The 25,341-nt window shown below is 57.8% G+C and carries 22 protein-coding genes; 15 read left to right on the top strand and 7 right to left on the bottom strand.

The genetic code is table 11. The features are described from left to right. Positions 1 to 174: 174 nt before the first annotated feature. The 7 genes from KUV52_RS12540 (at position 175) to KUV52_RS12510 (ending at position 7,671) form a co-directional block, all read left to right on the top strand. Entirely contained in the window at positions 175 to 1,863 is a 1,689-nt protein-coding gene (locus tag KUV52_RS12540; RefSeq protein ID WP_222526274.1) for an NAD-dependent malic enzyme, read from the top strand. A gap of 241 nt (positions 1,864 to 2,104) precedes the next feature. After that, positions 2,105 to 3,247, top strand: a complete 1,143-nt coding sequence (locus KUV52_RS12535) for an endonuclease/exonuclease/phosphatase family protein (RefSeq protein WP_222526843.1) — start codon at positions 2,105 to 2,107, stop codon at positions 3,245 to 3,247. 64 nt (positions 3,248 to 3,311) lie between these two features. After that, on the top strand, positions 3,312 to 4,712 hold the full coding sequence (gene pabB / locus KUV52_RS12530; protein ID WP_222526273.1) for an aminodeoxychorismate synthase component I: 1,401 nt from the start codon (positions 3,312 to 3,314) through the stop codon (positions 4,710 to 4,712). Positions 4,713 to 4,801: 89 nt separating this feature from the next. Beyond that, positions 4,802 to 5,281: a TlpA family protein disulfide reductase gene (locus KUV52_RS12525; protein WP_222526272.1), complete on the top strand. Its 480-nt coding sequence runs from the start codon at positions 4,802 to 4,804 to the stop codon at positions 5,279 to 5,281. A gap of 10 nt (positions 5,282 to 5,291) precedes the next feature. Beyond that, a complete protein-coding gene (locus tag KUV52_RS12520; protein ID WP_222526271.1) occupies positions 5,292 to 5,504 on the top strand; it encodes a DUF4266 domain-containing protein in 213 nt (70 codons plus the stop codon). After that, complete coding sequence (locus tag KUV52_RS12515) at positions 5,495 to 6,787, top strand: DUF3570 domain-containing protein (protein ID WP_222526270.1); 1,293 nt, start codon at positions 5,495 to 5,497, stop codon at positions 6,785 to 6,787. The genes KUV52_RS12520 and KUV52_RS12515 overlap by 10 nt, the downstream gene beginning before the upstream one ends. Then, on the top strand, positions 6,787 to 7,671 hold the full coding sequence (locus KUV52_RS12510) for an FAD:protein FMN transferase (protein WP_261389977.1): 885 nt from the start codon (positions 6,787 to 6,789) through the stop codon (positions 7,669 to 7,671). Before KUV52_RS12515 ends, KUV52_RS12510 begins: the two co-directional genes overlap by 1 nt. Here the strand turns inward: KUV52_RS12510 and KUV52_RS12505 are convergent. Then, complete coding sequence (locus KUV52_RS12505; protein ID WP_222526269.1) at positions 7,668 to 7,943, bottom strand: DUF406 family protein; 276 nt, start codon at positions 7,941 to 7,943, stop codon at positions 7,668 to 7,670. The genes KUV52_RS12510 and KUV52_RS12505 overlap by 4 nt on opposite strands. A gap of 136 nt (positions 7,944 to 8,079) precedes the next feature. Here KUV52_RS12505 and KUV52_RS12500 point away from each other — a divergent pair, with 136 nt between their 5' ends. From KUV52_RS12500 to asnS, 3 genes are all read left to right on the top strand, one after another. Next, the gene (locus KUV52_RS12500) at positions 8,080 to 8,445 is read left to right on the top strand and encodes a DUF5329 domain-containing protein (protein ID WP_222526268.1); all 366 of its coding nucleotides are present in this window, start codon (positions 8,080 to 8,082) and stop codon (positions 8,443 to 8,445) included. A gap of 55 nt (positions 8,446 to 8,500) precedes the next feature. After that, the gene (locus KUV52_RS12495) at positions 8,501 to 9,097 is read left to right on the top strand and encodes an NUDIX hydrolase (protein WP_222526267.1); all 597 of its coding nucleotides are present in this window, start codon (positions 8,501 to 8,503) and stop codon (positions 9,095 to 9,097) included. Positions 9,098 to 9,198: 101 nt separating this feature from the next. Then, complete coding sequence (gene asnS, locus KUV52_RS12490; protein ID WP_222526266.1) at positions 9,199 to 10,599, top strand: asparagine--tRNA ligase; 1,401 nt, start codon at positions 9,199 to 9,201, stop codon at positions 10,597 to 10,599. 61 nt (positions 10,600 to 10,660) lie between these two features. Here asnS and KUV52_RS12485 read toward each other — a convergent pair whose 3' ends face one another. Next, positions 10,661 to 11,329: a COG3650 family protein gene (locus tag KUV52_RS12485; RefSeq protein ID WP_222526265.1), complete on the bottom strand. Its 669-nt coding sequence runs from the start codon at positions 11,327 to 11,329 to the stop codon at positions 10,661 to 10,663. 128 nt (positions 11,330 to 11,457) lie between these two features. After that, positions 11,458 to 12,573 carry a hypothetical protein gene (locus tag KUV52_RS12480; RefSeq protein ID WP_222526264.1) on the bottom strand — a complete coding sequence of 372 codons (1,116 nt, stop codon included), beginning with the start codon at positions 12,571 to 12,573 and terminating at the stop codon, positions 11,458 to 11,460. A 185-nt stretch (positions 12,574 to 12,758) separates the two neighbouring features. On the opposite strand from KUV52_RS12480, the gene speB reads away from it, so the two are divergent. After that, on the top strand, positions 12,759 to 13,688 hold the full coding sequence (speB, locus tag KUV52_RS12475; protein WP_222526263.1) for an agmatinase: 930 nt from the start codon (positions 12,759 to 12,761) through the stop codon (positions 13,686 to 13,688). Positions 13,689 to 13,775: 87 nt separating this feature from the next. On the opposite strand, the gene KUV52_RS12470 is transcribed toward speB, so the two are convergent. Continuing rightward, on the bottom strand, positions 13,776 to 14,108 hold the full coding sequence (locus KUV52_RS12470) for a Grx4 family monothiol glutaredoxin (RefSeq protein WP_222526262.1): 333 nt from the start codon (positions 14,106 to 14,108) through the stop codon (positions 13,776 to 13,778). Between the two features lie 203 nt (positions 14,109 to 14,311). Between KUV52_RS12470 and sodB the strand changes: the two genes are divergently transcribed. Further along, positions 14,312 to 14,893: a superoxide dismutase [Fe] gene (gene sodB, locus KUV52_RS12465; protein ID WP_222526261.1), complete on the top strand. Its 582-nt coding sequence runs from the start codon at positions 14,312 to 14,314 to the stop codon at positions 14,891 to 14,893. Between the two features lie 170 nt (positions 14,894 to 15,063). On the opposite strand, the gene KUV52_RS12460 is transcribed toward sodB, so the two are convergent. Continuing rightward, positions 15,064 to 16,380, bottom strand: coding sequence for a transcriptional regulator (locus KUV52_RS12460; RefSeq protein WP_222526260.1), 1,317 nt, complete (start codon positions 16,378 to 16,380; stop codon positions 15,064 to 15,066). A 182-nt stretch (positions 16,381 to 16,562) separates the two neighbouring features. Then, entirely contained in the window at positions 16,563 to 18,914 is a 2,352-nt protein-coding gene (locus tag KUV52_RS12455) for a multiheme c-type cytochrome (protein WP_222526259.1), read from the bottom strand. Between the two features lie 808 nt (positions 18,915 to 19,722). Between KUV52_RS12455 and KUV52_RS12450 the strand changes: the two genes are divergently transcribed. The 3 genes from KUV52_RS12450 to KUV52_RS12440 are packed head-to-tail and all read left to right on the top strand — an operon-like array spanning position 19,723 to position 24,468. Then, a complete protein-coding gene (locus tag KUV52_RS12450; protein ID WP_222526258.1) occupies positions 19,723 to 21,657 on the top strand; it encodes a PrkA family serine protein kinase in 1,935 nt (644 codons plus the stop codon). Positions 21,658 to 21,670: 13 nt separating this feature from the next. Then, on the top strand, positions 21,671 to 22,939 hold the full coding sequence (locus KUV52_RS12445; RefSeq protein WP_222526257.1) for a YeaH/YhbH family protein: 1,269 nt from the start codon (positions 21,671 to 21,673) through the stop codon (positions 22,937 to 22,939). A gap of 20 nt (positions 22,940 to 22,959) precedes the next feature. Continuing rightward, the gene (locus KUV52_RS12440) at positions 22,960 to 24,468 is read left to right on the top strand and encodes a SpoVR family protein (protein WP_222526256.1); all 1,509 of its coding nucleotides are present in this window, start codon (positions 22,960 to 22,962) and stop codon (positions 24,466 to 24,468) included. On the opposite strand, the gene fadR is transcribed toward KUV52_RS12440, so the two are convergent. Further along, entirely contained in the window at positions 24,469 to 25,188 is a 720-nt protein-coding gene (gene fadR / locus KUV52_RS12435) for a fatty acid metabolism transcriptional regulator FadR (RefSeq protein WP_222526255.1), read from the bottom strand. Between the last annotated feature and the right edge of the window lie 153 nt (positions 25,189 to 25,341).

Here is a 25,341-nt window from a genome sequence, read left to right as displayed (position 1 = left end):
ACGCCTAGTCTTTGCGGCAACTGCCAGCAAGGAGGCGTTTTTATCATGCATCCCCTGAACACCGCCGACCGTCTCTGGTCGGATCCCGAACCCTGGTCCACCTGCGGAGTAAACGTGATACACTTCACGCCCGAAAACCAAGATCCAAGCCCTTGCTGCAAAAGGCCCTTCTTAATGGACGATAAAAAACGCCCCCTGTACATCCACTACGCTGGCCCGGTGCTGCTGGAAACGCCCCTGTTGAATAAGGGTTCCGCTTTTACCGAGGCAGAGCGCAGTGAGTTCAACCTGACCGGCCTGGTTCCGGATGCGGTAGAGACCATCGAAGAGCAGGCCTCCCGCGCCTACAAACAGTTCCAGGCGTTCACCAACGACATGGACAAGCACGTGTACCTGCGCAATATCCAGGACACCAACGAAACGCTGTTCTACCGTCTGGTGCAGGACCACATCTCCGAGATGATGCCGATCATCTACACCCCGACCGTGGGCGCCGCATGTGAAGAGTTCTCCAACATCTATCGCCGCTCCCGGGGTCTGTTTATCTCCTACCCCAACCGGGACAAGATCGACGACGTACTCAACAACGCCACCCGCCACAATGTGAAAGTGATTGTGATCACCGACGGTGAGCGGATCCTGGGTCTGGGAGATCAGGGCATCGGCGGCATGGGCATCCCAATCGGTAAGCTCTCCCTTTATACCGCCTGTGGCGGCATCAGCCCCGCCTACTGCCTGCCCATCGTGTTGGATGTGGGTACCGACAACCAGCAGCGTCTGAACGACCCCATGTACATGGGCTGGCGTAACCCCCGCATCGGCGGTGAAGAGTACGCGCAGTTTGTGGATGACGTGATCCAGGCGATCAAAGTGCGCTGGCCCGACGCCCTGCTGCAGTTTGAGGACTTTGCCCAGAAAAACGCCATGCCGCTGCTGGAGCGCTACAAAGACGAGATCTGCTGCTTCAACGACGACATTCAGGGCACCGCCGCCGTTACCGTTGGCTCTCTGCTGGCCGCCTGTAAGGCCCAGGGCAAAGAGCTGAAAGACCAGCGCGTCGCCTTCCTCGGCGCCGGTTCCGCCGGTTGTGGTATCGCTGAAGCGATCATCGCGGAGATGGTGGCTCAGGGGCTCTCTGACAAGAAAGCTCGTAGCCAGATCTTTATGGTGGATCGCTGGGGCCTGCTGCAGGATGGCATGGTGAACCTGCTCGACTTCCAACAGCGTCTGGTTCAGGACCCGAAAGTGGTCGAGAAATGGACTTTGGAGCACGAAAACGTCTCTCTGCTGGATGTGATGAACAACGCCAAGCCGGGGATCCTTATCGGCGTATCCGGCGCGCCGGGCCTGTTCACCGAAGAGGTGATCACCGCCATGGCCGCCAACAATGAGCGTCCCATCATCTTCCCGCTGTCCAACCCGACCAGCCGCATCGAAGCGGTGCCGGAAGACATCCTGCGCTGGACCGATGGCAAAGCGCTGGTGGCCACCGGCAGCCCGTTCCAGGACGTGGTGCTGGGTGAAGAGACCTACTCCATCGCCCAGTGCAACAACAGCTACATCTTCCCGGGCATCGGCCTGGGCGTGATCGCCTGTGGCGCCAACCGCGTCACCGACGGCATGATGATGGCCTCCAGCCGCGCCCTGGCGGAGTGCTCCCCGCTGGGTCAGAAAGGCGATGGCAGCCTGCTGCCGCCGCTGGAGGAGATCCAGGAAGTGAGCAAGCAGATTGCCTTTGCCGTGGCCAAGGCCGCCATGGCTGATGGCGTGGCGATCAAGGTGAAGAACAGCGACCTGCGCGACGCCATTGAGGCGGCGTTCTGGACCGCCGAATACCGTCACTACCGCCGCACCTCGTTCTGATTTGCGCCAAGCGTTAAAAAAGGCAGCCGGATGGCTGCCTTTTTCACTTTATCGACCTGGCTTTGCAACACTCAGGTTTCCACAAGTAGAAATGTGAGTAGGTCAGTCACTTAGCTATGCAACGACCGAGGCTTCCATTAGCCTGTTGCGCTACACTGTCGCAAACTGACAGGAGCCCTTTGTGTTGCTTCGTTTACTTTGCGGCCTGCTGATTGCCGCCCTGACTGGATGCCACGCCCCGATGCCTTCAGAGTCCCCGACTCCATCCCATGAGCCTGTCCGCCTGAAGGTGGCGACCTTTAACGTCAGCATGGAGGCGGGAAACTACCGCGCCAAAGGCGACCCCCTCGACCCCAACCGACTTGCCCAATTGCTGGCCGATGGCGAGCATCCTCAGATCCGCAATATCGCCGAGATTCTGCAACGGGTGCGCCCCGATATCGTCCTGCTCAACGAATTCGACTATATCGCCGACCCGGCAGAGGGAGTTGAGGCGTTTCTTCGTCACTATCTGAAGGTCAGCCAGAATGGCCGCCAGCCGTTGGATTACCCCTATTACTATGTGGCTCCGGTGAATACCGGCGTGCCCAGCCCCTATGACATCGATGGCGATGGCGTCGCTTCTGGTACCGGTGGCGATGCCTGGGGATTTGGCCACTATCCGGGGCAGTACGGCATGGTGCTGCTCTCCCGTTACCCCATCGATCAGGACCAGGTACGCACCTTCCGCACCTTCCCTTGGCACCGGATGCCCGATGCCCAGCCGATTCTTAACCCGGATGGCAGCCCCTTTTACGACACCGACACCTGGCAGGGTTTGAGGCTCTCCTCCAAATCCCATTGGGATCTGCCGGTGCAGGTGGGTGACCGCACCGTCCACATTCTGGCCGCCCACCCGACGCCGCCGGTGTTTGACGGTCCGGAGAACCGCAATGGCGCCCGTAATTATGACGAGATCCGCCTCTGGGCTGACTACCTGAACAACGCCGATTATCTGGTGGATGATGCCGGTCAGCGCGGCGGGTTGGCGCCGGACACCCGCTTTGTGATCCTGGGGGATTACAACGCCTCCCCCACTGAGGGGAACAGTCGTCCCGGTGCCATCGACCAGCTTCTGAACCATCCTGGAGTCAACGCCACACTGCGTCCGGAAAGCACTGGTGGGGCACTGCATAGCCCGGACAACCCGGAAGCGCGCTACCACACTGCGGCCTGGCGAGCACAGGTGGATTATGTGTTGCCCTCTCAATATGGGTTTACTCCCCACCGTGGCGCCGTGTTCTGGCCGGTAGAGGGGTTGGAGTTGGCCCGTTTGGTAGCGGGTCGAGGTGCCTCATCGGACCATCGTCTGGTCTGGCTTGAACTGGATTTGACCGGACCGTAACGGCTTGGGCCGGGTAGCGCCTTTATGGTAGGCTCCCGGCCATCAGCCGCAGTGAAGCCGCACCATGACACACTATTTTCGCCGTCCCCTCTCCCTGCCCGCCAACCCCATCGCACTGTTTGAACACTTTGCCCACCAGAGCTGGGCGATGCTGCTGGACTCCGCCATCGGTGATCTGGCCAGCGCCCATCCGGATGCCCGCTACGACATTCTGGTCGCCGATCCCAGAGCCACCGTGGTAACCCATGGCGGGTGCACCGAAGTTCGTCAGGGGGACAGCGTAACCCGTCATCCCGAAGATCCCCTTGAGGTCCTGGCGGTCACTCTGAATGCGGTGTTGGGACCGGAGCTTAAAGGCCCGGCAGACCTCCCCTTTATTGGCGGGGCGTTGGGCCATTTCAGCTATGACCTTGGTCGCCGCTTTGAGCGCCTTCCCTCCACCGCTGAGGACGACATCGGTCTGGCGGAGATGGCGGTTGGGATCTACGACTGGGCGCTGATCATTGAGCAGGGACATTACCAGGTGGAACTGGTGGTGCTGGGGGACGAAGCGCAGTGGCAGGAGCGTTATCACTGGCTGGTTGAGCAGCTGTCTGCAGAGCCCCGTCAACCGGGCTTTGCTCTGAAGGGCCCCTGGCAGCACCAGCTTACGGCGGAGCAGTACGCTGAGCGCTTCCACAAGGTTCAGGCCTACCTGGCCAGTGGAGATTGCTATCAGATCAACCTGACGCAACGGTTCAGTGCCGATTACGGCGGCAATGAGTGGGACGCCTATAAGCGGCTTAGGGAGCACAATGGCGCGCCCTTCTCCGCCTTTATCCGGCTGCCGGACGCCGTACTGCTGTCGGTCTCCCCTGAGCGCTTCCTGCTGGTCAATGACCGTCAGGTGCAGACCAAGCCAATCAAGGGCACCCGACCCCGCTTTGCCGACCCAGCGGAGGACGCCCAAAGCGCACAAGCCCTGCAGCAGGCCAGCAAAGACCGCGCAGAGAACCTGATGATCGTCGACCTCCTGCGCAACGATCTGGGCCGCATCGCCGCCCCCGGCAGCGTGCGGGTGCCCAGCCTGTTTGCCATTGAGAGTTTTCCAGCGGTGCACCATCTGGTCAGCACGGTGACGGCCACATTGGCGGACGACGCCACGGCCCTGGATCTGTTGCGCAGCGCTTTTCCCGGAGGCTCCATCACCGGCGCGCCCAAGATCCGGGCAATGGAGATCATTGAGGAACTGGAGCCCCACCGCCGCAGCCTGTACTGCGGCAGCATCGGTTATCTCAGCCAGCATGGGCGTATGGACACCAGCATCACCATTCGCTCACTGGTTGCCAAAGACGGGCGCCTGCACTGCTGGGCGGGCGGCGGCATCGTGGCGGATTCTGAATGCGCCAGCGAATACCAGGAGAGTTTTGACAAGGTCAGTCGCATCCTGCCGCTATTGACCGACACCCGTTCAGAACTTTTTTGAACTCACTGCTGTTTTTGGCTGACTGACAGGAGTACATTCAAAGGTTCTGATATAGAGCACTCTACGGCGTATCCAAGGAGGTGATTGTCGTGACCCCATCCGCTCTTCGTGCCATGGTCATCGGGGCAGCACTGCTCTGCCCCTCGCTCTGGGCGGCCCCCGCCCCGGACTTTGCCCTGAACCTCAACGGCAAAAACACCACGCTGGTCAGCCTGTCTCAGGAAACCGTGGTGTATCTCGACTTCTGGGCCAGTTGGTGTGGTCCTTGCCGCTACAGCTTCCCCTTTATGAACCGGCTCCATACGGAACTCGGCCCCAAAGGCCTCACGGTGGTCGCCGTTAATGTCGATGTGGATCCGGAGGACGCCAAACCCTTCCTGGCCAAATACCCCGCCGATTTTGCCATCCACTACGACCCTGAGGGCACGATTGCCGAGGCCTACCAGGTACCCGGTATGCCCACCAGCTATCTGATTAAGGATGGCGAGATCCTGGTCCGCCACGTGGGTTTCAGAAAGAGTGAATCCGATGCCCTGATGGACGAGGTCGCCAGCTACCTGAAGGAGTAGGTCACCCGGTATGAAAGGCATTATTGCTCTGATCGGTCTGCTTATGCTCTGCGGTTGCAGCAGCCTGGGGGTTCAGCCCTGGGAGCGGGATCGGCTTGCGGATCCCCGCATGGCGCTGGAGGCCGATGCACTCGATAAGGCCTTTGATGACCACATCTACTTCTCCAAGGAAGCCAGCAGTGGCGGACGAGGCACCGCTGGGGGAGGTTGTGGATGCAACTGACCGACAAAACCTTCGCCTGCATCTCCGGCAGCCTGGTGGTGGCCAGTCAGGCACTGGTCGCGCCCGCTCAGGCAGACTGGTTCGACAAGGATGCCAGTTGGGACCACACCGCTGCCCTGCTCTACTACGGCGAAGATGGGGACAGGGTGACCGCCGTCGAGGGTACCCTGAAGGGCGTCCGGACCAACGCTGACAACGAGATCCTCAGTCTGTCTGCCACCGTAGACAGCCTGACCGGCGCCACCCCTACCGGTGCCGTCCCCCAGACCACAGCGCAAACCTTTACCCGCCCGTCAGGGCGGGGGGAATACACCTCTGCCGCTGGCAATACGCCACTGGATGACACTTTCCGGGATACGCGGGTTCAGCTCAATGCTGGCTGGGCCGCGGCCCTCAGCCATAACTGGGACTATGACCTGGGCGGGCACCTCTCCAAAGAGTACGACTACACCTCTCTGGGCATCAGTGGCGGCCTCACCCGTTATCTGGACCGGAAAAACACCTCGATTCGACTGGGTTCGTCGGCGTACTTCGACACCATTGAGCCGGAGGGGCGCACACCGTTACCCCTTTCCACCATGGTCCTTCGACAGGACTATCCCAGCGAAGAGGCGTTTGCCGAGGCGTTCAGCGCCACCCGGGGCAATGCCAAGGAGCACAAAACTACGGCGGAACTCACCCTTGGGCTCACCCAGGTCATCAACCGCAATGTGGTTATGCAGTTGAACTACAGCTACGCCCAGGTGGACGGCTATCAGACCGATCCCTTCAAACTGGTCTCCGTCGTGAACAACGATGGGATGGTTCAACGGACGCTGTATGAATCCCGCCCCGACAGCCGCAGCAAGCACGCCCTCTATTGGCAGACCAAAGCCTATCTGGGGGCGCCGGTACTGGATTTCAGCTACCGCTACATGACGGACGACTGGGCGATCGATTCCCATACGCTGGACCTGAGACTGAACTGGCAGTTCAGTAACGGGCACACTCTGGAGCCTCACCTCCGCTACTACCACCAGTCCGATGCCGAGTTCTATCAGCCCTATCTGCTCAGTGATGCCCCCTTGCCCGAATACGCCAGTGCCGACTACCGGCTGGCCGAGATGGACACCTATACCCTTGGCCTCAAGTACGGTTTCCCCGTAGGCGAACATCAGGCGGCGGCGAGGCTTGAGTACTATCTTCAGCAGCCTGACGGGCCGGTCGGTCCGGGGCAGTTGGCCAGCCTGGAACTCTATCCCGAGGTTGGGGCTTTGATGGCCCAGTTGAGCTATCGGTTCTGATGAACTCGCCCCGACTCCTCCGCCAGCAGGATCACTTTCAGGGCCGGTTTTCGGCGATGGCCTGCGATTGTGTGCTGTTGATGCGCACTGCCAATCCAGCCCTTGCTGACTCGCTGCTGCGGGCCGCCGAAGCCCGAACCCGCGCCATTGAGGCCAAATTCAGCCGCTATATCACCGGCAGCCTCTGTGACCGGATAAACCGAAGCCAGGGCAAGCCAGTCCCGATCGACGAAGAGACTCACCGGCTGCTTCTTTTCGCCGACACCTGCTATCGACTGAGTGAGGGCTTGTTTGATCTTACCTCCGGCGTACTGCGCAGGGCCTGGCAGTTTGATGGTTCAGATCGATTACCAACGCCGGAGCAGATCACTCCCCTTTTGGCGAGAATTGGCTGGGACAAGGTGCAGTGGAATGCCCAGTGGATCATTCTGCCGGAGGGGATGGAGCTGGATTTTGGTGGGATCGGCAAGGAGTACGCAGTGGATTGCGTGGCAGCCTTGATGGCTGAGTTGGCGCCAGACACACCGGTGCTGGTCAACTTTGGCGGCGATCTGGCCCTGTCCCAGCCTGTGGATCTGCCATGGCGTATCGGGATCACACCCGCATCAAAGGACGCGCCCTCTCCCACCTTGCTGACGCTGACAGACGGGGCTCTGGCCACCAGCGGAGACACCCAGCGGTTTCTGCTGCATAGCGGGGTTCGGTACAGTCACCTTCTTAACCCCAAAACCGGCAGGGCTACCCATGGCGGCCCCCGACAGATGACGGTAGCGGGCAAAACCTGTCTTCAGGCGGGTCTGCTCAGCACCCTGGCCCTGCTGCACGGCCCCGATGCCGAGGCCTTTATCCAGGCTCAGCGGGTGCCCTACTGGATCACCGATTAACCCAGACCCATCTCAAAGGTCAGACGCTCTGCTGCTGAGGGAAAACGTAACTGGCCCTCCAGTTGCTTCCCCACCCAGTTGGCTGAGCCGGTTACCGCCGGACTCTGTCCCTGAGCCTGGGCCAGCAGCAGTTGAAACTGTTCCCGTGCGGTCGCTTCGTTTGATGCCTCAATGATCAGATGCATCACCGCATCCTGCTCATCAATCACAGCATCCACCTCAACATGGCCATCATCACTGTCAACGATGGTGTTCTTGTCCACATTTTCCATAGCCACACTCCAACCCGGTCAACGTCTCCGCTGGAGTATAGGATCTCCACAGGGGCTGGACCCGGTTACCGACTCGGGCGAAGATGACCCTGATGAGCCCCGGCCCACGACACTTTCCCTGAACAGGAGTCCGACGATGTACCGAGCCTTCGTTGCCTTTATCTGTCTGGTGATACTCCCTGCTGCCGCTCAGGGCGACCCGACCTCTGAGCTGGAGATCCAGTACCTGTTGTCAGAGATAGAGCAGGCCCCCTGCCTCTTTATTCGCAACGGCAAGGAGTACGACGGCGAGGAGGCGCGGGACCACATCGAGCGCAAGTACCGCTACATCCTTAATCGGGGCCATGAGCCCACCGCCGAACAGTTTATCGAGTTCGCCGCCACCAAAAGTAGCTTCAGTGGACGCGCTTACCAGATCCAGTGCCCGGATCAGCCCCCCGAACCCAGTGCTACCTGGCTGCTCAGAGCTTTGGAGACCTACCGTAACGGCAGCGGACGCTAGCTCCCCTCCTCCACATCTGGCACTCTGACGGTAACCGAGCCTTTACCGAGTCAAGATGGACAAAACGGAATTTCTGCTGCGCTTTCAGCTCCAGCCGGGCAGTGATGGGGAGGACCCCCTGCGCAGCATCATGTCGACCCACCCTAAGTTGCGCGATGCCGCAGTATTGATCGCCCTGGAGGAGATTGAGGGGGAGCTACATCTGCTGCTGACCGAACGCACCGCGCAGATGCCCACTCACGCCGGCCAGATCGCGTTCCCCGGCGGCAAAATGGACCGCGACGATGCCAGTCCCTGGCACACGGCCCTGCGGGAGTCCTGGGAGGAGATCGGCCTGCCACCGCAAAGCGTGCTGCGGATTGGCGAGCTGCCGGTATTTCACACCATCAGTCGCTTCCGGGTGTTCCCCCAGATCGCCCTGATCACCCAGCCTTTTGAACCCGTGTTGTCGGAGCGTGAAGTGGCCCGTCTGTTCCGCGCCCCTCTGGTGGATTTTCTTGAGCCCAGAGAGCGTTGGAAACTGCCGGTTCGACGCCCCAATGGCGTTCAGGGTGTCTACTTTATGCCCCATCAGGTATGGGGCGCGACAGCGGCTATGATTGAACAGTTGGTTCGCCATCTGGGATACGCCGAATCTCCTTTCGGCCCTTGAGAATTGGGCCTTGAGAAACTGGCGTTTCAAGGTAAGATGTCCAGTCCGGCGCAAAGCCGAAAACCCTGATAGTAAACGACTCGTTGGAGAACTTTTCGAGTATGACCCTGGCAACCATTGCTGACGTCCTCAAGGGCGATCACGCTGTCGGCAGCGAAGTCACGGTGCGCGGTTGGATCCGCACCCGTCGTGACTCCAAAGCGGGCATCTCTTTCCTGGCTGTGTATGACGGTTCCTGTTTTGACCCGATTCAGGGCGTAGCGCCCAATAATCTGCCGAATTACGAGAATGAGATCCTCCGCCTGACCGCAGGTTGCTCTGTTGAGATGACCGGCGAAGTGGTGGAATCCCCCGGCCAGGGCCAGCAGTTCGAACTGAAAGTCACCGACGTGAAAGTGGTGGGCTGGGTAGAAGACCCGGACACCTACCCGATGGCGGCCAAGCGCCACTCCATCGAGTACCTCCGTGAAGTGGCTCACCTGCGTCCGCGCACCAACATCACTGGTGCGGTAATGCGCGTTCGTAACTGTCTGTCTCAGGCGATCCACCGCTTTTACCACGAGCAGGGCTTTATCTGGGTTGCCACCCCGATTCTGACCGCTTCCGATTGTGAAGGCGCCGGTGAGATGTTCCGCGTCTCCACCCTGGACATGAACAACCTGCCTCGCCTGGAAAACGGTGAAGTGGATTACGACCAGGACTTCTTTGGCAAAGAGACCTTCCTGACCGTATCCGGCCAGCTGAACGCTGAGACCTATGCCTGCGCCATGAGCAAGGTGTACACCTTTGGCCCGACCTTCCGTGCTGAAAACTCCAACACCTCCCGCCACCTGGCGGAGTTCTGGATGGTGGAGCCGGAAGTGGCCTTCGCCGATCTGGATGAGAACGCCAAGCTGGCTGAAGCGATGCTGAAGTACTGCTTCAAGGCGGTTCTGGATGAGCGCATGGACGACCTGAAGTTCTTCGAGCAGCGTGTGAACAAAGAGGTGATCACCCGTCTGCAGAGCTTCATCGCTGCTGACTTTGCCCAGGTGGACTACACCGACGCCATCACCATCCTGGAGAACTGCGGCAAGCAGTTTGAGTTCCCGGTTGAGTGGGGTATCGATCTGGCTTCTGAGCACGAGCGCTTCCTGGCGGAAGAGCACTTCAAGTCTCCGGTGGTGGTTAAGAACTACCCGAAAGACATCAAGGCCTTCTACATGCGCCTGAACGACGACGGCAAGACCGTTGCTGCGATGGACGTTCTGGCTCCCGGCATCGGTGAGATCATCGGTGGCTCCCAGCGTGAAGAGCGTCTGGACGTGCTGGACCAGCGTATGGAAGAGATGGGCCTGCCGAAAGAAGAGATGTACTGGTACCGCGACCTGCGTCGTTACGGCACCATCCCGCACTCCGGTTTCGGTCTGGGCTTCGAGCGTCTGGTGAGCTACGTCACCGGCGTACAGAACATCCGTGATGTGATCCCGTTCCCCCGCGCTCCGCGCACCGCCAACTTCTAAGATTGGCCGGGTGAATAAAAAGCGCGCCGATTGGCGCGCTTTTTTATTCTCCGTTCCCGCATTAATGCAGGGCGCGTCCGCAGCCCCGATAGGTTCGGTCGCCATCGGTAATCGTGATGGTGGTTTCAAACGCCTCGCCGCTCATGCTGTCGGAGCAGGCTTTGCCCTCCAGCAAAACGGATACCCCATCCGCCAGGTCAAAGCGGCTTGCCCGATCCAGCGTGATCGGCTGGGGGCGTGGCCATTCTCGACGCGCCTGTTCATAGCCGGTTTTCAGCACCAGTTTGTCGTACCACAACTCCAGGATCCAGGGCGGCTCATTGCCGGCGCCCCGAAAGTCCATGCCATCCAGTTTCGCTCCTTCCCAGATCGCAGCCCGACGGTTGTTGGTGCAGTTGCGGTTCGGTTGTCCCTCCTGGATCAGCAGGCCCTCCTCGCCTTTCAGCCAAAGCTCTACCCCCTCTGCGATATAACGCGCACCGGAGGCGGAGATCGCATGCTCCGCCCTGACCGTTTCTCCCGGCAGGAACAGCCACGCACTCTCCCCATCAATACGGGTGGGTACTGTGATATCACCGCACTCCATCACCAGAGTCACCGGAGCGGTTTGAACCGAAGCCACCGGCTCTGGTGGCGCCGCCATCTCCACTGAGCCATCAGGCGCTGCACAGCCCGCCACCAGCATCGTCGCGCCGAGCGCCAAAATCGGGGAATTAATAAGGCGATTCATTCAACCTCTCCATCCAGTTGATCTACTGACAAAAACAGTAATGCGCCCAACCCGGGTTGTCGAAGGGGTTTCGTAAAATCCGCCTGAGCTGTGACCCGGATCAAATGCGAAGAAGCACCCGCGCGGTGCTACTCATCCTGCAACCCTTTGGCCCACTGGTAGAAGTCCGAAGAGGCAAGAAAGCGTGCTCCGGCGTCGGGATAAACCTCAAACAGAATCTCTCTGTCCAGCGGCAGATCAAAGTGGCGTGAGAGTCTGTCCAGACTGGCGATGGCATCGGGGTAATCCCCCTGCCCCAGCGCCACCTGCAAACTCAGCCAGTAGGTGGGAAGGTACTCTTTGCTGTCAGCCAGCGCCGCGTCCACGTGGGCTTCGGCGATGGTCAACTCCCCCCGGTGCAGTGCCCGGATCCCCATCTCCGTTTGCATCGCCACGTCGTTTTTCAGGGTGCTGGGCAGTCGCTGGAAGATGCCACGACAGTCCGCATCCAGGTTGGAGAGGCAAGTGTTGGTCTGCATCAAACGGTAATCATCGCCATAGAGCCGATGCACCATATTGGTGGGCAGCCCAGTATACCATTGGCTCTCGTTGCCGCTGAGCGCTCTCAAAACCAACTCCCGAGTGAGCGAATGGGATTGCAGGTCGCCAGGGAGGGCCCGGTAGGCTTTCACAAACACCGACTTGGAGACCTCGCCCTCACCATAGGGTTGAAGGAACGCAAAAAACTGGGCAAAGGGTTGCTCGGACTCACCATACTCCAGCATCAACTGGTGATAGAGATGGTCCATCAGTTGCACCTGACTCATCTGGAACAGGTGGTTGCCCATGTCCGACACCCGTGGGCCAGCCGGGCCCTCTTCGATGTCGAAGTAGAAGTACTCCACGGCAAAGTTTTCATGCACCAGACGGTACTCGGCGCGCCACCCCGATGGGATGACATTGAGCTGACGAAACTGCCACTCCCCGGCCCCGGCATGAAGCACCAACTCCTCGATCCACTGGTTCACCAGGCTCTGCCAGGCGGGATCATTCTTCAACTCAGGTTCCCATTGCGCCAGAGGATGAGGCGGCTGAATCGCCTCCCGCAGCCCGTCCTGATTTCCGCTGTTGAGATCCTCGGTTAACCGATCAACCAGATAGCCGGTTTCCGACGTCAGCATCAGGGGTTCAGGCTCTACGCTGGGCACCGGTGGTGCGCTGGCACTGCAACCAAACAGAAGTATCAGCAAAGGAAACCAACGCATAGGCCGTCACCAATCAGAGAGGTTCTTTGACCTTATGACCGGATCCCGATCCTGTCCAATCCAGCTGCACAGGTGAGATTCTCTCGTTCGCCTCACGCAATGAGTGACAAGATGCTATCCCTGAAGGACAATACTTGAGACGCTAACGGGGCTGACCCCACCTCAATACTCTTCATTGGAGCACTATGGCTACTCTCGCCAACCATCCTGATTATTCCCTGTACAGCAACGCCTTTGGCTTTCTGCGCCAACCGCTGGATTTCCGTCCTGCGGAATCCGACGCAGACCTGGTCATCACCGGCGTTCCCTTTGATCTGGCGACCACGGGTCGTTCAGGTGCGCGACAAGGCCCCGAGGCCATTCGCAAAGCCTCCGTCAACCTGGCGTGGGAGGGCTGTCGCTGGCCCTGGGATTTCGATCTGCGCGAGCAGTTGAAGATGGTGGACTGTGGCGACCTGGTGTTTGATTGCGGTGACAGCGAGCAGATGATGACCCGTCTTACCGCGCACGCCGACCAACTGATCAAAGCGGGCAAGACCCTGCTCACCTTTGGCGGCGATCACTTCATCACCCTGCCCCTGCTCCGGGCCCATGCCGCGAACTATGGGGAGTTGGCGCTGGTGCATTTTGATGCCCACACCGACACCTACCATGCCGGTGGTCGCTACGACCACGGCACCATGTTCTACCACGCTCCCAAAGAGGGTCTGGTGGATCCGGCGCACTCCATCCAGATCGGTATCCGGACTGAGTACACCCGGGAAAACCACGGCTACGCCGTGATTGAAGCGGACAGCGCCAACGATATGAGCGCCGACGCCATTGTCGAGGCGATTCGTGCCCGTGTGGGCGACAAGCCGATCTACCTCACCTTCGACATCGATTGTCTGGATCCCGCCTTTGCCCCGGGAACCGGTACCCCGGTATGCGGTGGCCTGAACTCCGATAAAGCTCTGAAGATCATCCGTGGTCTCAAGGGGCTGAACATCGTAGGTATGGATCTGGTGGAGGTCGCTCCCGCCTACGATCATGCCGATCTGACCGCCCTGGCCGGCGCCACTCTGGCCACAGAGATGCTGCATCTTCAGGCCGTGCGTCTGAAGGCTCTGCCTTAATGGGGATGCCTGAGATATTGGCACTCCCTGCACAATAAAAAACGGCGCCCATTGGCGCCGTTTCTCGTTCCCGCTAAGAAAGGGGAATCACTCTGCTGCAGCGTTTTTGGCTGCGGTCTCTTTGATCAGTGCCTGCAGTTCGCCCTTCTGGAACATCTCCATGATGATGTCACAGCCGCCGATCAGCTCACCTTCTACCCACAGTTGCGGGAAGGTCGGCCAGTTGGCATACGCCGGCAGTTCGGCGCGGATGTCAGGATTCTGCAGGATATCAACGTAAGCAAACTGCTCACCGCAGTTCATCAGCGCCTGGGCTGCCTGGGCGGAGAAGCCACAGCTGGGCAGCTTGGGGGACCCTTTCATATACAGAATGATAGAGTTTTCAGCGATCTGGCTCTTGATCTTTTCTACGGTATCCATGAATTCGTTTGTCTCTAGGGTTGTGGACCTGGTCCCATTCTAAGCCAAGGAGGCAGGTGGACAAAACACCATTATTTCTGTGGCTAAATTTTTAACCAACTGCTTTTTGCTGGCTATATAAGTTGATGCACCTCACCTTTTCCTCCGTTAGAATGACGACCAGCACACGGATAACACACCTCTAATATCAATGGAGAAGAGCAATGGCGTTTGAACTTCCTGCACTGCCGTACGCAAAAGACGCACTGGAGCCCCACATCTCTGCCGAGACCCTGGAGTTCCACCACGGCAAGCACCACGCGACTTACGTCACCAAGCTGAACGGCCTGGTTGAAGGCACCGAGATGGCGGATAAGTCTCTGGAAGAGATCATCAAGACCTCCACCGGCGGTGTATTCAACAACGCAGCCCAGATCTGGAACCACACCTTCTACTGGCACTGCCTGTCCCCGAACGGTGGCGGTGCAGCAACCGGCGCCATCGCCGATGCCATCAACAGTGCTTTCGGTTCCTTCGACGCGTTCAAGGCTCAGTTCACCGATTCCGCCATCAACAACTTCGGCTCCTCCTGGACCTGGCTGGTGAAAAAAGCTGACGGCTCTCTGGCCATCGTGAACACCAGCAATGCTGCGACCCCGCTGACCGAAGAAGGCGTAACCCCGCTGCTGACCGTTGACCTGTGGGAGCACGCTTACTACATCGATTACCGCAACGCTCGTCCGACCTACATGGACGCGTTCTGGAACCTGGTGAACTGGGATTTCGTTAACGAAAACTTCGCCTGATAGGCACACCAGCAGTTTTGTGGCTGGCTTATGCCAGCCTTAACACAGGGCGGCCCGCATGGGCCGCCCTGTTCGTTTTCGGCGAACCAACCCATTCCGTTCAACAGGCGCAAAAAAAGCCCCCACCTTGATGGCGAGGGCTTGGTATCCAGACAGGTCTTCTCAACGATTCACAGCTTAAGTTCAGCTCGAGTCGCCCAAACCATGGTGTCTCCCCAAAGAGGCAGGCTCCACACGCCGCTGCCTTCATCCTGCTGCAACTGATGCAGTACTAACTGCTTCTGAGACAACACCGCCTTCTGCAACTCGCGGTAGATCACCGCCATCTCTTCGGTCAGCACTCCGGGACGATTGAACTGTTGGCTATCCACATCCACCTGGAAACGCCTGACTAAGCGACCATCCACCTGAGAGTCATAGGCATTAAAGGAACCAGAGAACTCATATCTCATGCTGGTATCCCAATTCACCGCATCGGTAAAACAGGCAGCCACGATCACTTTGCCCCGGTTATCGGACTCAAAAACCAGTGAGAATCGCATATCACTGCGAACCACATTGTCACTGTCGCCGTAGTAATAGACATCGGCTCGATAGACCTCTTCCGTCAAACCATCCGAGGGGCCTTCAAAGCGATCGAGCAGGATCTTGTTGTAGGTAACCTGCTCCATCCTGAGCTTGGTTTGCTGCAGCCAGGACAGGTCCAATTGAGGCTGAGTCTGGTGGCGTTTGACCAGATTGAGGGGGATGCGGTCTTTACAACCATCCTGGTAGTTCATGCACAGGGCAATGGAGTCAAAGTCCGCACTCTGTTTAATGAAACTTCGCTGCTGATTGGCCCGAGGCATCACCTGATCCACATGACGCCAATTGGCAACGAATTGCTGCGGTGTCACCGACTCCATGTCCTGGTCCACATCAAATACAACCTGATAAGCCAGGTTGGTGTTTTGACCCACCTGAATGGGTTCCACCACCACTTCAGCCACTTGCGGGGCGTCCAGAAGCTGCAACCTCTGCTTCGCCCTGGCGAATAAACCGCTGCTGTGAAGGAACACGAGCACCATCAATAGGGCAGGCACTAATGCCCAGGCTCCAAGTTGAGTCCAACTCACGCTCCGGCTCAGGGAATACGGTGGTGGTTTCTGCTCCGGGCCAATATGGGAATGGGTTTCCGGATTTCGCTGACACTCGCTGCTGCACAGGCAATAGCCGTGACGAGGTATGGTCTTGAGTTCCACCTCTTTGTGGCTCTGCAGCTTGCGCCGTAAGGTGCTTATGCACTGGGTCAATGAGGATTGAGCCACCACCCGGCCGGGCCAGCCCACATCGGTCAGTCTGTCTTTATCTACCACCTCGCCCCAATGCAGATGCAGCTCTTTAAGTATCGCCAGTTCCGCAAAAGAAAGTGGGTGTACGGAGCCATCTCGAGCATCGATCAGCTCACGCCGCGCTTCATCGATTTGCAAGTTTTGAGATAGCTGCATCCTTCCTCCAAGCGCCATTCACAACAAAGGGGTAAAGAAAATGAATCATACTTGCAGCGAACCATGTTTTGCATGACCCAGTTCTCGAATCACTGATACATGGAAAAAAACCTCGGAATATGAGTCCGAGGTTTACATTCATGCAGGGAATGGAGCGCTGAACGCGCTCCTTTTTACTCGGCTTATTTCAGTCCATGAACCTGTTTAAGGTTGCTCAGGTCGTGACAGACTGAGCATGACTCTTCACCCGTGTACTCGCCTTCAGTCACACCGAACTGAGCGCCATTCTGCTTCATGTGAGCCACAACGTCGGCGCGCACCTGGCGACGGTCTTCACCGGCCTCCGGCGCCCGCTTACCATGGCAGCTCAAACACACGGCGGCGGTTGGTGAGACATACGCATCCGCTTCGGCATCGATGGCAAAACGCTTGTTACCACTGACGTCTTGAGGGTTTGCAGGATCAAGGCCGTCATAGGTGTCCATGTAATCCAGGTCCAGTGCCAGAGGTTTACGACCCACCAGATACTTGGCGTCGAAACTGTCCCCTTCGTGGCACTTAACGCAGTTCGCCAGATCAGCAGAGTACTCCACATTACGCACCCAGCCTTCGCCACCCTGGTTAGCCCGGTTGTTGGCGTGCATGGCGTGGATCCATACCTTGTGGTCAGGGTGGCTCATGGTCAGCTGTTCAATATAATCCGCATCACCCTGTTTGGTGTGGGAGTCCCGAATCACCTGGGTCGGCGGGTTGTTGGCGTTGTGGCAAGCCACACACTCTTCTGCCGCATTAGAGGCCGTGGTCCAGTCCCGCTCACCGCGCGGGGCGATGCTCTTGAGCATGACCTGCTCGTCCAACTGACCATCACCATCACTGTCTACCGAACCGGAAGCGCAAGTCGTTCCGAAGAAGTCGGTCTTGGTGACCGGGTGACAGGAGCGGCAGTTGAGCGTCATCTGCGCCATGCCGTCGCTCTCACGCTCGGTCATGCCGTGGCAGGAACCACACTTCTCATTGGTCACCACCTGACGACGTGGGCGCTCGTCCAGCATGCCCTGCTTATCAAAGAAGTGCAGCCAGTTGTAGCCTGCGGCACCTTGTCCCCAAACACTGGAGGTTTCAGAGCAGGATTCAATCTTCTCGCCCTTAGCGTCCATACAGAACCAGATACGAGGGGTCACCATGCCGTAGGAATCATTCAGGTCACCCTCAAAGGTGTCTTCCAGATCAAAGGGGCCGATCTCGTAGGTCGATTGGCCATCTGCAAAGCTCAGCAGTACCGGCTTGGCCACGTAATCGGAGTCCAGCGTCTCCTCTTTGTTGGTGAACACGCGCAGAATCTTGCCCCGTTGCATGCCCATATCCTGACCACCCCAGTTGATGTAGAACTCGGAGTAGTAGAAGAAGTCCGCCTTATCCAATTGCAGATTCAGGGACTGACCATCTTTATCGAGGATATCCACGGTGAGCTGTACGTAACCGGTTTTGTCGGTGTCACGGCCAGAGTCGATGTTCTCCTGGGCTTGTGGCGCATCCACCATCCTGGCATCCACCACAGTCAGGTGCAGATTTTCACGACGCGAGGTCTGGCCCTGGTAGGTGGAGAGGTGCTTCATCTCAATATCAGACTCGCTGTGGCACATGGCACAGGTGCTGTTGTCTTCGCGGGCCCCCCCGATGTGGTTCTCACCCGATTCAAAGTTCACATCCTGGTGGCAAACCGAGCAGGTCTCTGCCGTCGGTACCGTTTTCCAGTTCGCAAAATCTTGTGCCAGTCCGGTATCGCTGTGGCAGTTGTCACAGCCACCAACCGGCGCTGAAATTACGCCGATATGAACCTCATGAGCCAGAATCGGGAAGACGGCGTCTTCACTGACTTTGTTATCCGCATGGCACGCCACGCAGGTTTCCACTTCGGTGTATTTTCCACCATGGAACGCCAAATCATCGTGGCAGCTTGTGCAGTTCTCAGCGGTAACCACATTTTTGCTGTACTCAATCTCGGCACCATCCAGACGGAAATCGTGGATCGCGTTGGCATAAGGGACTTCTGAAGCGCCTACGGATTCCCCCCCGGTGCGAACCACCAGGCGCAGCGTCTTGCTGTCGGTTAACTCAAAGGCGTCCGCGGCAGAGAGGTCTTTCTCAAACCGGTAGCGGTAGGTACCGTCCTTGTTGTCGACCAGTTCGCCGCACTGAGAGTATCTGGACGCGGGACAGGTCTCAGAGGAGAGCAGTTTCCAGCTGTTGGCGTCACCCTCCTGGCCCGGCTCTAACCCTGAAAGAATAAAGCCAAATTTATCCAGACCAGCGACAGCCAGATCCTCTTCGTTGGTCACTCTGAAAGTCAGGGTGGAATCCTGCCCCAGCGCAATCTGTTCAACTTCCACATTCAATTCGGTGGCACTGCCCGCCAGGATAGGAGCAGATTCTCCAGGTGCCCCAGGCGCACCATCTTTCCCATCGGAACATCCCGATAGGGCTGCAGCAACCACCGTCGCCAGCATGGCCAATTTGTAGTTTTGGTTCGTCATCATCATTTCCCTTCAATCAGATTTGATTGGGCCCAATGTCGGGCAAGGGAGATGCTATTGACTGCGCCAGCGAGGCTCTGTGACCAACTCAATTGCAAAGTGACACAAAATAACAACTGTGAGTTAGCCACAACGAAACGCACAGACATGAAGCCACAATGTAACAGCCAGGATAATCCCTGGATCCATTCTGGTTTCACTTCTGATCCATCCGCTCCAATTTGGGTGATTTGGGACAGGTTTTGGGCTCCCAAATATTGCCAAAAATGGGATTAGTTAAGAATTAGCATGAAGAGTTGCCAAATCGAGGTTAAGCCACTAAAACCGTTTGGCTTTTTAACGTCACCAACCCGATTTATCATAGCCATCAGAAGGGTCGGCATGAGCACCAGAGAGAGGATCGATAAGGGTGCTCAAGCAGCGTTACCCGCTGACGCCAAGCGCCAGCTGCTGAGAGGTGCCGTCGCCCCCGGAATGTAACGAACGGCCAGAATGCCCTGCCCAGCATTATGTGAACGGGCAAAGTCGTCCTACGCGTTTCATCAGTTGGCCTCCCGAGGCATCCCTTTTCTCAAAACAAAACCCCAACAGAGCAATCTGGTTGCAATATCCCCCCGTACAAGAGGGTCTACTAGGGAGGCAGCCGGCAGCAGTCTTACTCAGCTAAGCTGAAGATATCCGAAGAAGATCTGCCCGGTTTTGCTTTCGTAGTGAACAGGTTAGGGATAATCGGTCTACGCTTACGAGGAGGTAGCGCAAATTCAACGCAGCCGTGGTTTAAGGCCTTGGCGACTTTGGGGGGTGACACATGAGCATCTTTGAGCACTATCAACATCGCTATGAACAAACTCGCGACGAGGAGTACAGCATCCAGGAGTTTCTGGAGCTGTGCAAAACCGATCGCGCCGCCTATGCCAGCGCCGCCGAGCGCTTGCTGTTGGCCATTGGTGAACCAGAGATGGTCGATACCGCACTGGAACCCAGGCTTTCCCGCATCTTTTCCAATCGCGTGATCTCCCGCTATCCCGCCTTTGCCGAGTTTTATGGCATGGAAGAGGCGATTGAGCAGATCGTCGCGTACCTGAAGCACGCCGCTCAAGGCCTGGAAGAATCCAAACAGATCCTCTACCTGCTCGGGCCTGTGGGGGGCGGCAAATCGTCCCTGGCGGAAAAGCTCAAGAAGCTGATGACCCGCATTCCGATCTATGTGCTCACTGCCAACGGTGTGCGCAGTCCGGTGAATGACCATCCTCTCAGTCTGTTCGATATGGAAGAGGACGGCGAGATCCTTGAGAAAGAGTATGGGGTACCCAAACGCTATCTCCGCAACGTTACCTCACCCTGGGCCGCAAAGCGGCTGCACGAGTTTGGTGGAGACATCACTCAGTTCCGTGTGGCCAAGGTCTACCCCTCCGTACTGGACCAGATCGCCGTCGCCAAGACCGAACCAGGCGATGAAAACAACCAGGACATCTCCTCTCTGGTGGGTAAAGTCGACATTCGTCAGTTGGAGCATTTTGCCCAGGACGACGCCGACGCGTACGCCTATTCCGGCGCACTCTGTAAAGCCAACCAGGGGATCATGGAGTTTGTCGAGATGTTCAAGGCGCCCATCAAGGTGCTGCACCCCTTGCTGACCGCCACCCAGGAGGGCAACTACAACGGCACAGAGGGGCTGTCCGCCCTGCCCTTCGGCGGCATCATCCTGGCCCACTCCAATGAGTCTGAGTGGCAGAGCTTCCGCAACAACAAGAACAATGAAGCGTTTCTCGACCGGGTATACATCGTTAAGGTGCCTTACTGCCTGCGGGTGTCCGAAGAGAAGCGGATTTACGAGAAACTGCTCGCCAACTCCGAGCTGCTGGACGCCCAGTGTGCCCCGGGCACCCTGTCCATCCTCAGTCAGTTCAGTGTGCTGTCCCGACTGAAGGACCCGGAGAACTCCTCCATCTACTCCAAGATGCGGGTGTACGACGGGGAAACGCTCAAGGACACCGATCCCAAGGCCAAGTCCCATCAGGAGTACCGCGACTTTGCCGGTGTCGATGAGGGTATGAGCGGACTGTCTACCCGCTTCGCCTTTAAGATCCTCTCCCGGGTATTCAACTTCGACCATGCCGAAGTAGCAGCCAACCCGGTGCACCTGTTCTACGTACTGGAGAAGCAGATCGAGCGTGAGCAGTTCCCACAGGAACTGGCCGACAAGTACCTGGAGCACCTGAAGGGTTATCTGATCCCCAAATACGTCGAATTCATCGGTAAAGAGATCCAGACCGCATACTTGGAGTCCTACAGTGAATACGGCCAGAACATCTTTGACCGTTATGTCACCTATGCGGATTTCTGGATTCAGGATCAGGAGTATCGGGACCCGGAAACCGGACAACTGTTCGATCGCGCAGCGCTGAACGCGGAGCTGGAGAAGATTGAGAAGCCTGCGGGCATCAGTAACCCGAAAGATTTCCGCAATGAGATCGTCAATTTCGTACTCCGGGCGCGGGCCAATAACAATGGCAAGAACCCGAACTGGACCAGCTACGAAAAACTGCGCTCGGTGATTGAGAAGAAGATGTTCTCCAACACCGAAGACCTGCTGCCGGTGATCTCCTTCAACACCAAAACCTCTGCGGATGAGCAGAAGAAACATGACGACTTTGTCGACCGCATGATGGAGAAGGGCTACACCCGCAAACAAGTGCGGCTGCTGTCTGAATGGTACCTCCGCGTTCGGAAGTCGAGCTGATGGGAGGTGTCCTATGGCCCACTTCATCGATCGACGCCTGAACGCCAAGGGCAAGAGCACGGTCAACCGGCAGCGTTTTCTGCGTCGCTACAAGCAGCAGATCAAAAAAGCCGTTTCCGATGCGGTCACCAACCGCAGCGTTACGGACGTTGAAAGTGGCGAGCAGATAAGCATCCCGGCCAAGAACATCACCGAACCGGTATTCCATCAGGGTGCTGGCGGTGATCGGGAGCGGGTGCATCCGGGAAATGACCAGTTTATCCGGGGTGACCGCATTGAGCGCCCTCCGGGTGGAGGCGCCGGGGGAGCCGGAAAAGGTCAGGCATCCAACAGTGGCGAGGGTGAAGACGACTTTGTTTTCACCATCTCCAAGGATGAATACCTGGACCTGCTGTTTGACGACCTCGCCCTGCCCAACCTGCAGCGAAACAGCCTGGACAAGCTGGTGGAGTTCAAAACCTACCGCGCCGGGGTGACCACTGACGGTGTGCCCGCCAATATCCACATCGTCCGTTCACTGCGCCAGTCTCTGGCGCGGCGAACGGCGCTGACGGCGGGGAAAAAGAAGCGTCTCGCAGAGCTGGAGGCAGCGCTGGCGCAACTCCTCAATACCCCGGGTTCCAGTACCGAGCAGATCCATGAGCTTGAAGAGGAGATTGCTGGGCTTAAGCAGCGCATTGAAGCGGTGCCCTTTATCGACACCTTTGACCTGCGCTACAACGCGTTCAACCAACGCCCGGTGCCCACTTCCAAGGCGGTGATGTTCTGTCTGATGGACGTGTCAGGCTCGATGGATCAGGCCACCAAGGACATGGCCAAACGCTTCTACATCCTGCTTTACCTGTTCCTCACCCGGACCTACAAGGCTCTGGATGTGGTGTTTATCCGACACCATACCCAGGCCAAAGAGGTGGACGAGCACGAATTTTTCTACAGCCAGGAAACCGGGGGAACCATCGTTTCCAGCGCCCTCAAGCTGATGCATGAGATACAGGCGGAGCGCTACCCCTCTAACGAATGGAACATCTACGTCGCCCAGGCATCGGACGGTGATAACTGGGCGGACGACTCACCGCAGTGCCGGGAGATCATGGAGAACAAGATCCTGCCGGTATGCCGTTACTACACCTACATCGAAATCACCAACCGGGCCCACCAGACGTTATGGCGGGAGTATGAGGCGCTGGCCAAGTCCAATCCGCACTTTGCGCTTCAGCACATCCGCTCGGTGGAGGACATCTACCCGGTATTCCGCGAGCTGTTCAAAAAGCAGGCCGCGTAACCTTTTCAGGGGGGTTGATCATGACGGAGCGAAAGACACTGCCGGACGGTCCGGACTGGACCTTCGAACTGCTGGAGAAGTACCAGGGTGAGATCGCGCGGGTGGCGGAGCACTACCGTCTCGATAGCTACCCCAATCAGATTGAGGTGATCACCGCCGAGCAGATGATGGATGCCTACGCCAGCGTGGGCATGCCCATCGGCTATTCACACTGGTCATTTGGTAAGAAGTTCATTGAAACCGAGCAGCACTATAAGCGCGGCCAGATGGGGCTGGCCTACGAGATCGTAATCAACTCCAACCCCTGTATTGCGTACCTGATGGAGGAGAACACCATCACCATGCAAGCGCTGGTGATGGCTCATGCCAGCTTCGGTCACAACAGCTTCTTTAAAGGCAACTACCTGTTCCGAACCTGGACCGATGCCGACTCCATCATCGATTACCTGCTGTTTGCCAAAAAATACATCGCCGACTGCGAGCAGATACACGGCATCGATGCAGTGGAGGAGTTGCTGGACTCCTGCCACGCCCTGATGAACTACGGTGTTGATCGCTACAAGCGGCCCGCAGAGATCTCCCTGCGGGAGGAGAAACAGCGTCAGAAAGAGCGGGAGGAGTACCTGCAGACCCAGGTCAACGACCTTTGGCGTACCCTGCCCCAGCGAAAACAGGAGGCTCAAGAAGAGGATGAGATCCGATTCCCACCCGACCCGCAGGAAAACCTGCTCTACTTCATCGAGAAGAATGCCCCTCTGCTCGAGTCCTGGCAGAGGGAAGTGGTGCGTATCGTCCGTAAGATCGCCCAGTACTTCTATCCGCAAAAGCAGACCCAGGTAATGAACGAGGGGTGGGCCACCTTCTGGCACTACACCATCCTTAACCACCTGTATGACGAAGGTAAACTGTCCGACCGGTTTATGATGGAGTTCCTGCACAGCCACACCAATGTGGTTGCTCAGCCCCCATACAACAGTCCCTACTACAGTGGCATCAATCCCTACGCTCTGGGCTTTGCCATGTTCCAGGACATTCGCCGCATCTGCGAGAACCCAGAGCCGGAAGACCGGGAGTGGTTCCCGGACCTGGCAGGCACCGATTGGCTAGACGCCGTCCATTTCGCCATGGCGAACTTCAAGGATGAGAGCTTTATCGCCCAGTACCTGTCACCCAAACTGATGCGTCAGTTCAAGATGTTTGGGGTGCGCGATGATGACCGGAAGAACTATCTGGAGGTCTCCGCCATCCATGATGAGCAGGGTTACAAGGAGTTGCGGACTTCGTTGGCTCGCCAGTACAACCTGAGCAACCTGGAGCCCAACATTCAGATCTGGAACGTGAAGGTCCGTGGTGACCGCAGTCTTATCCTACGTTATACACCGCAGAATCGGATCCCACTGGGAGACAGCACCGACGAAGTGATGAGGCACCTGCACCGGCTTTGGGGCTTTGACGTCCTGCTGGAACAGGAGCAGGAAAACGGCAGCGTGGAGTTGATCGCACGCTGCCCGGAGAAGAGTCGGGAGTGATCAGATCTTGGTTTCGGCGATGTCCTTGGGCATATCGCTACGGATCTTCTGCCAGATCTTGCCGGAACCCATACCGTAACGACGTACCAGCGGCATCACCGCTTCGAAGTCACGATTCGCGGCCACTTCTCCCAGTTCGCGATAATAGGCACGGGCCAGTTCGCGACCCTCTTCACTGGTGAAGTAGTAACGCCCCACCCGGCTGTACAGGCCCTTAAAGCCGTTAAGGATCAGAGAGTAGATGGGGTTACCGGACTCAAACGCCACGGTGTGGTTAAAGCGGTAGTCGAAGTCCGCGAACGCGGCGCCATCTTCCGGCAACTCTGCCGCTTCTTTAACCAGTTCCAGCACCTTATCAGGGCAGTGACGCACTGCAGAGCGCAGGTAGATGCTGCTGATGTTGGTGCGGGCAGCCAACAGTTGGTCCATCAACTCCGGAACGCCGTCCTGATCGAGTCGGGCGATGGTTTCCAGGATGTTCAGGCCGGAGGTTTCCCAGAAGTTGTTGACCCGAGTCGGCTTACCGTGCTGAATGCTGAGCCAGCCATCACGGGCAAGACGCTGCAATACTTCACGCAGGGTGGTACGAGTCACCCCGATCAACTCGGAAAGTTCACGCTCCGCAGGCAGGATGGAGCCTGGCGGGAACTTATTGTTCCAGATGGACTTTACAATGTACTCTTCGGCAAAGCCGGCCGGGCTCTGAGCTTTAATAATCATTGATGCAGCAGCCTGTTAGTCATGTTATCGCTTCTAGTTGTCGGGTGATCATACCAGAGGGGGGTGAAATAGGAAGCCAGCCCCTCGTCAAACCTTATGGTATCGCGGCTACAAAGCCATCAACATTGAACACAATAGCGTCACACAGTACCC

The organism is Ferrimonas balearica, from assembly GCF_019802055.1.
In the GTDB taxonomy this organism is placed as follows: domain Bacteria; phylum Pseudomonadota; class Gammaproteobacteria; order Enterobacterales; family Shewanellaceae; genus Ferrimonas; species Ferrimonas balearica_A.
Note: the sequence above shows the minus strand (reverse complement) of the source record. Positions and strands in the feature narration are given on the sequence as shown.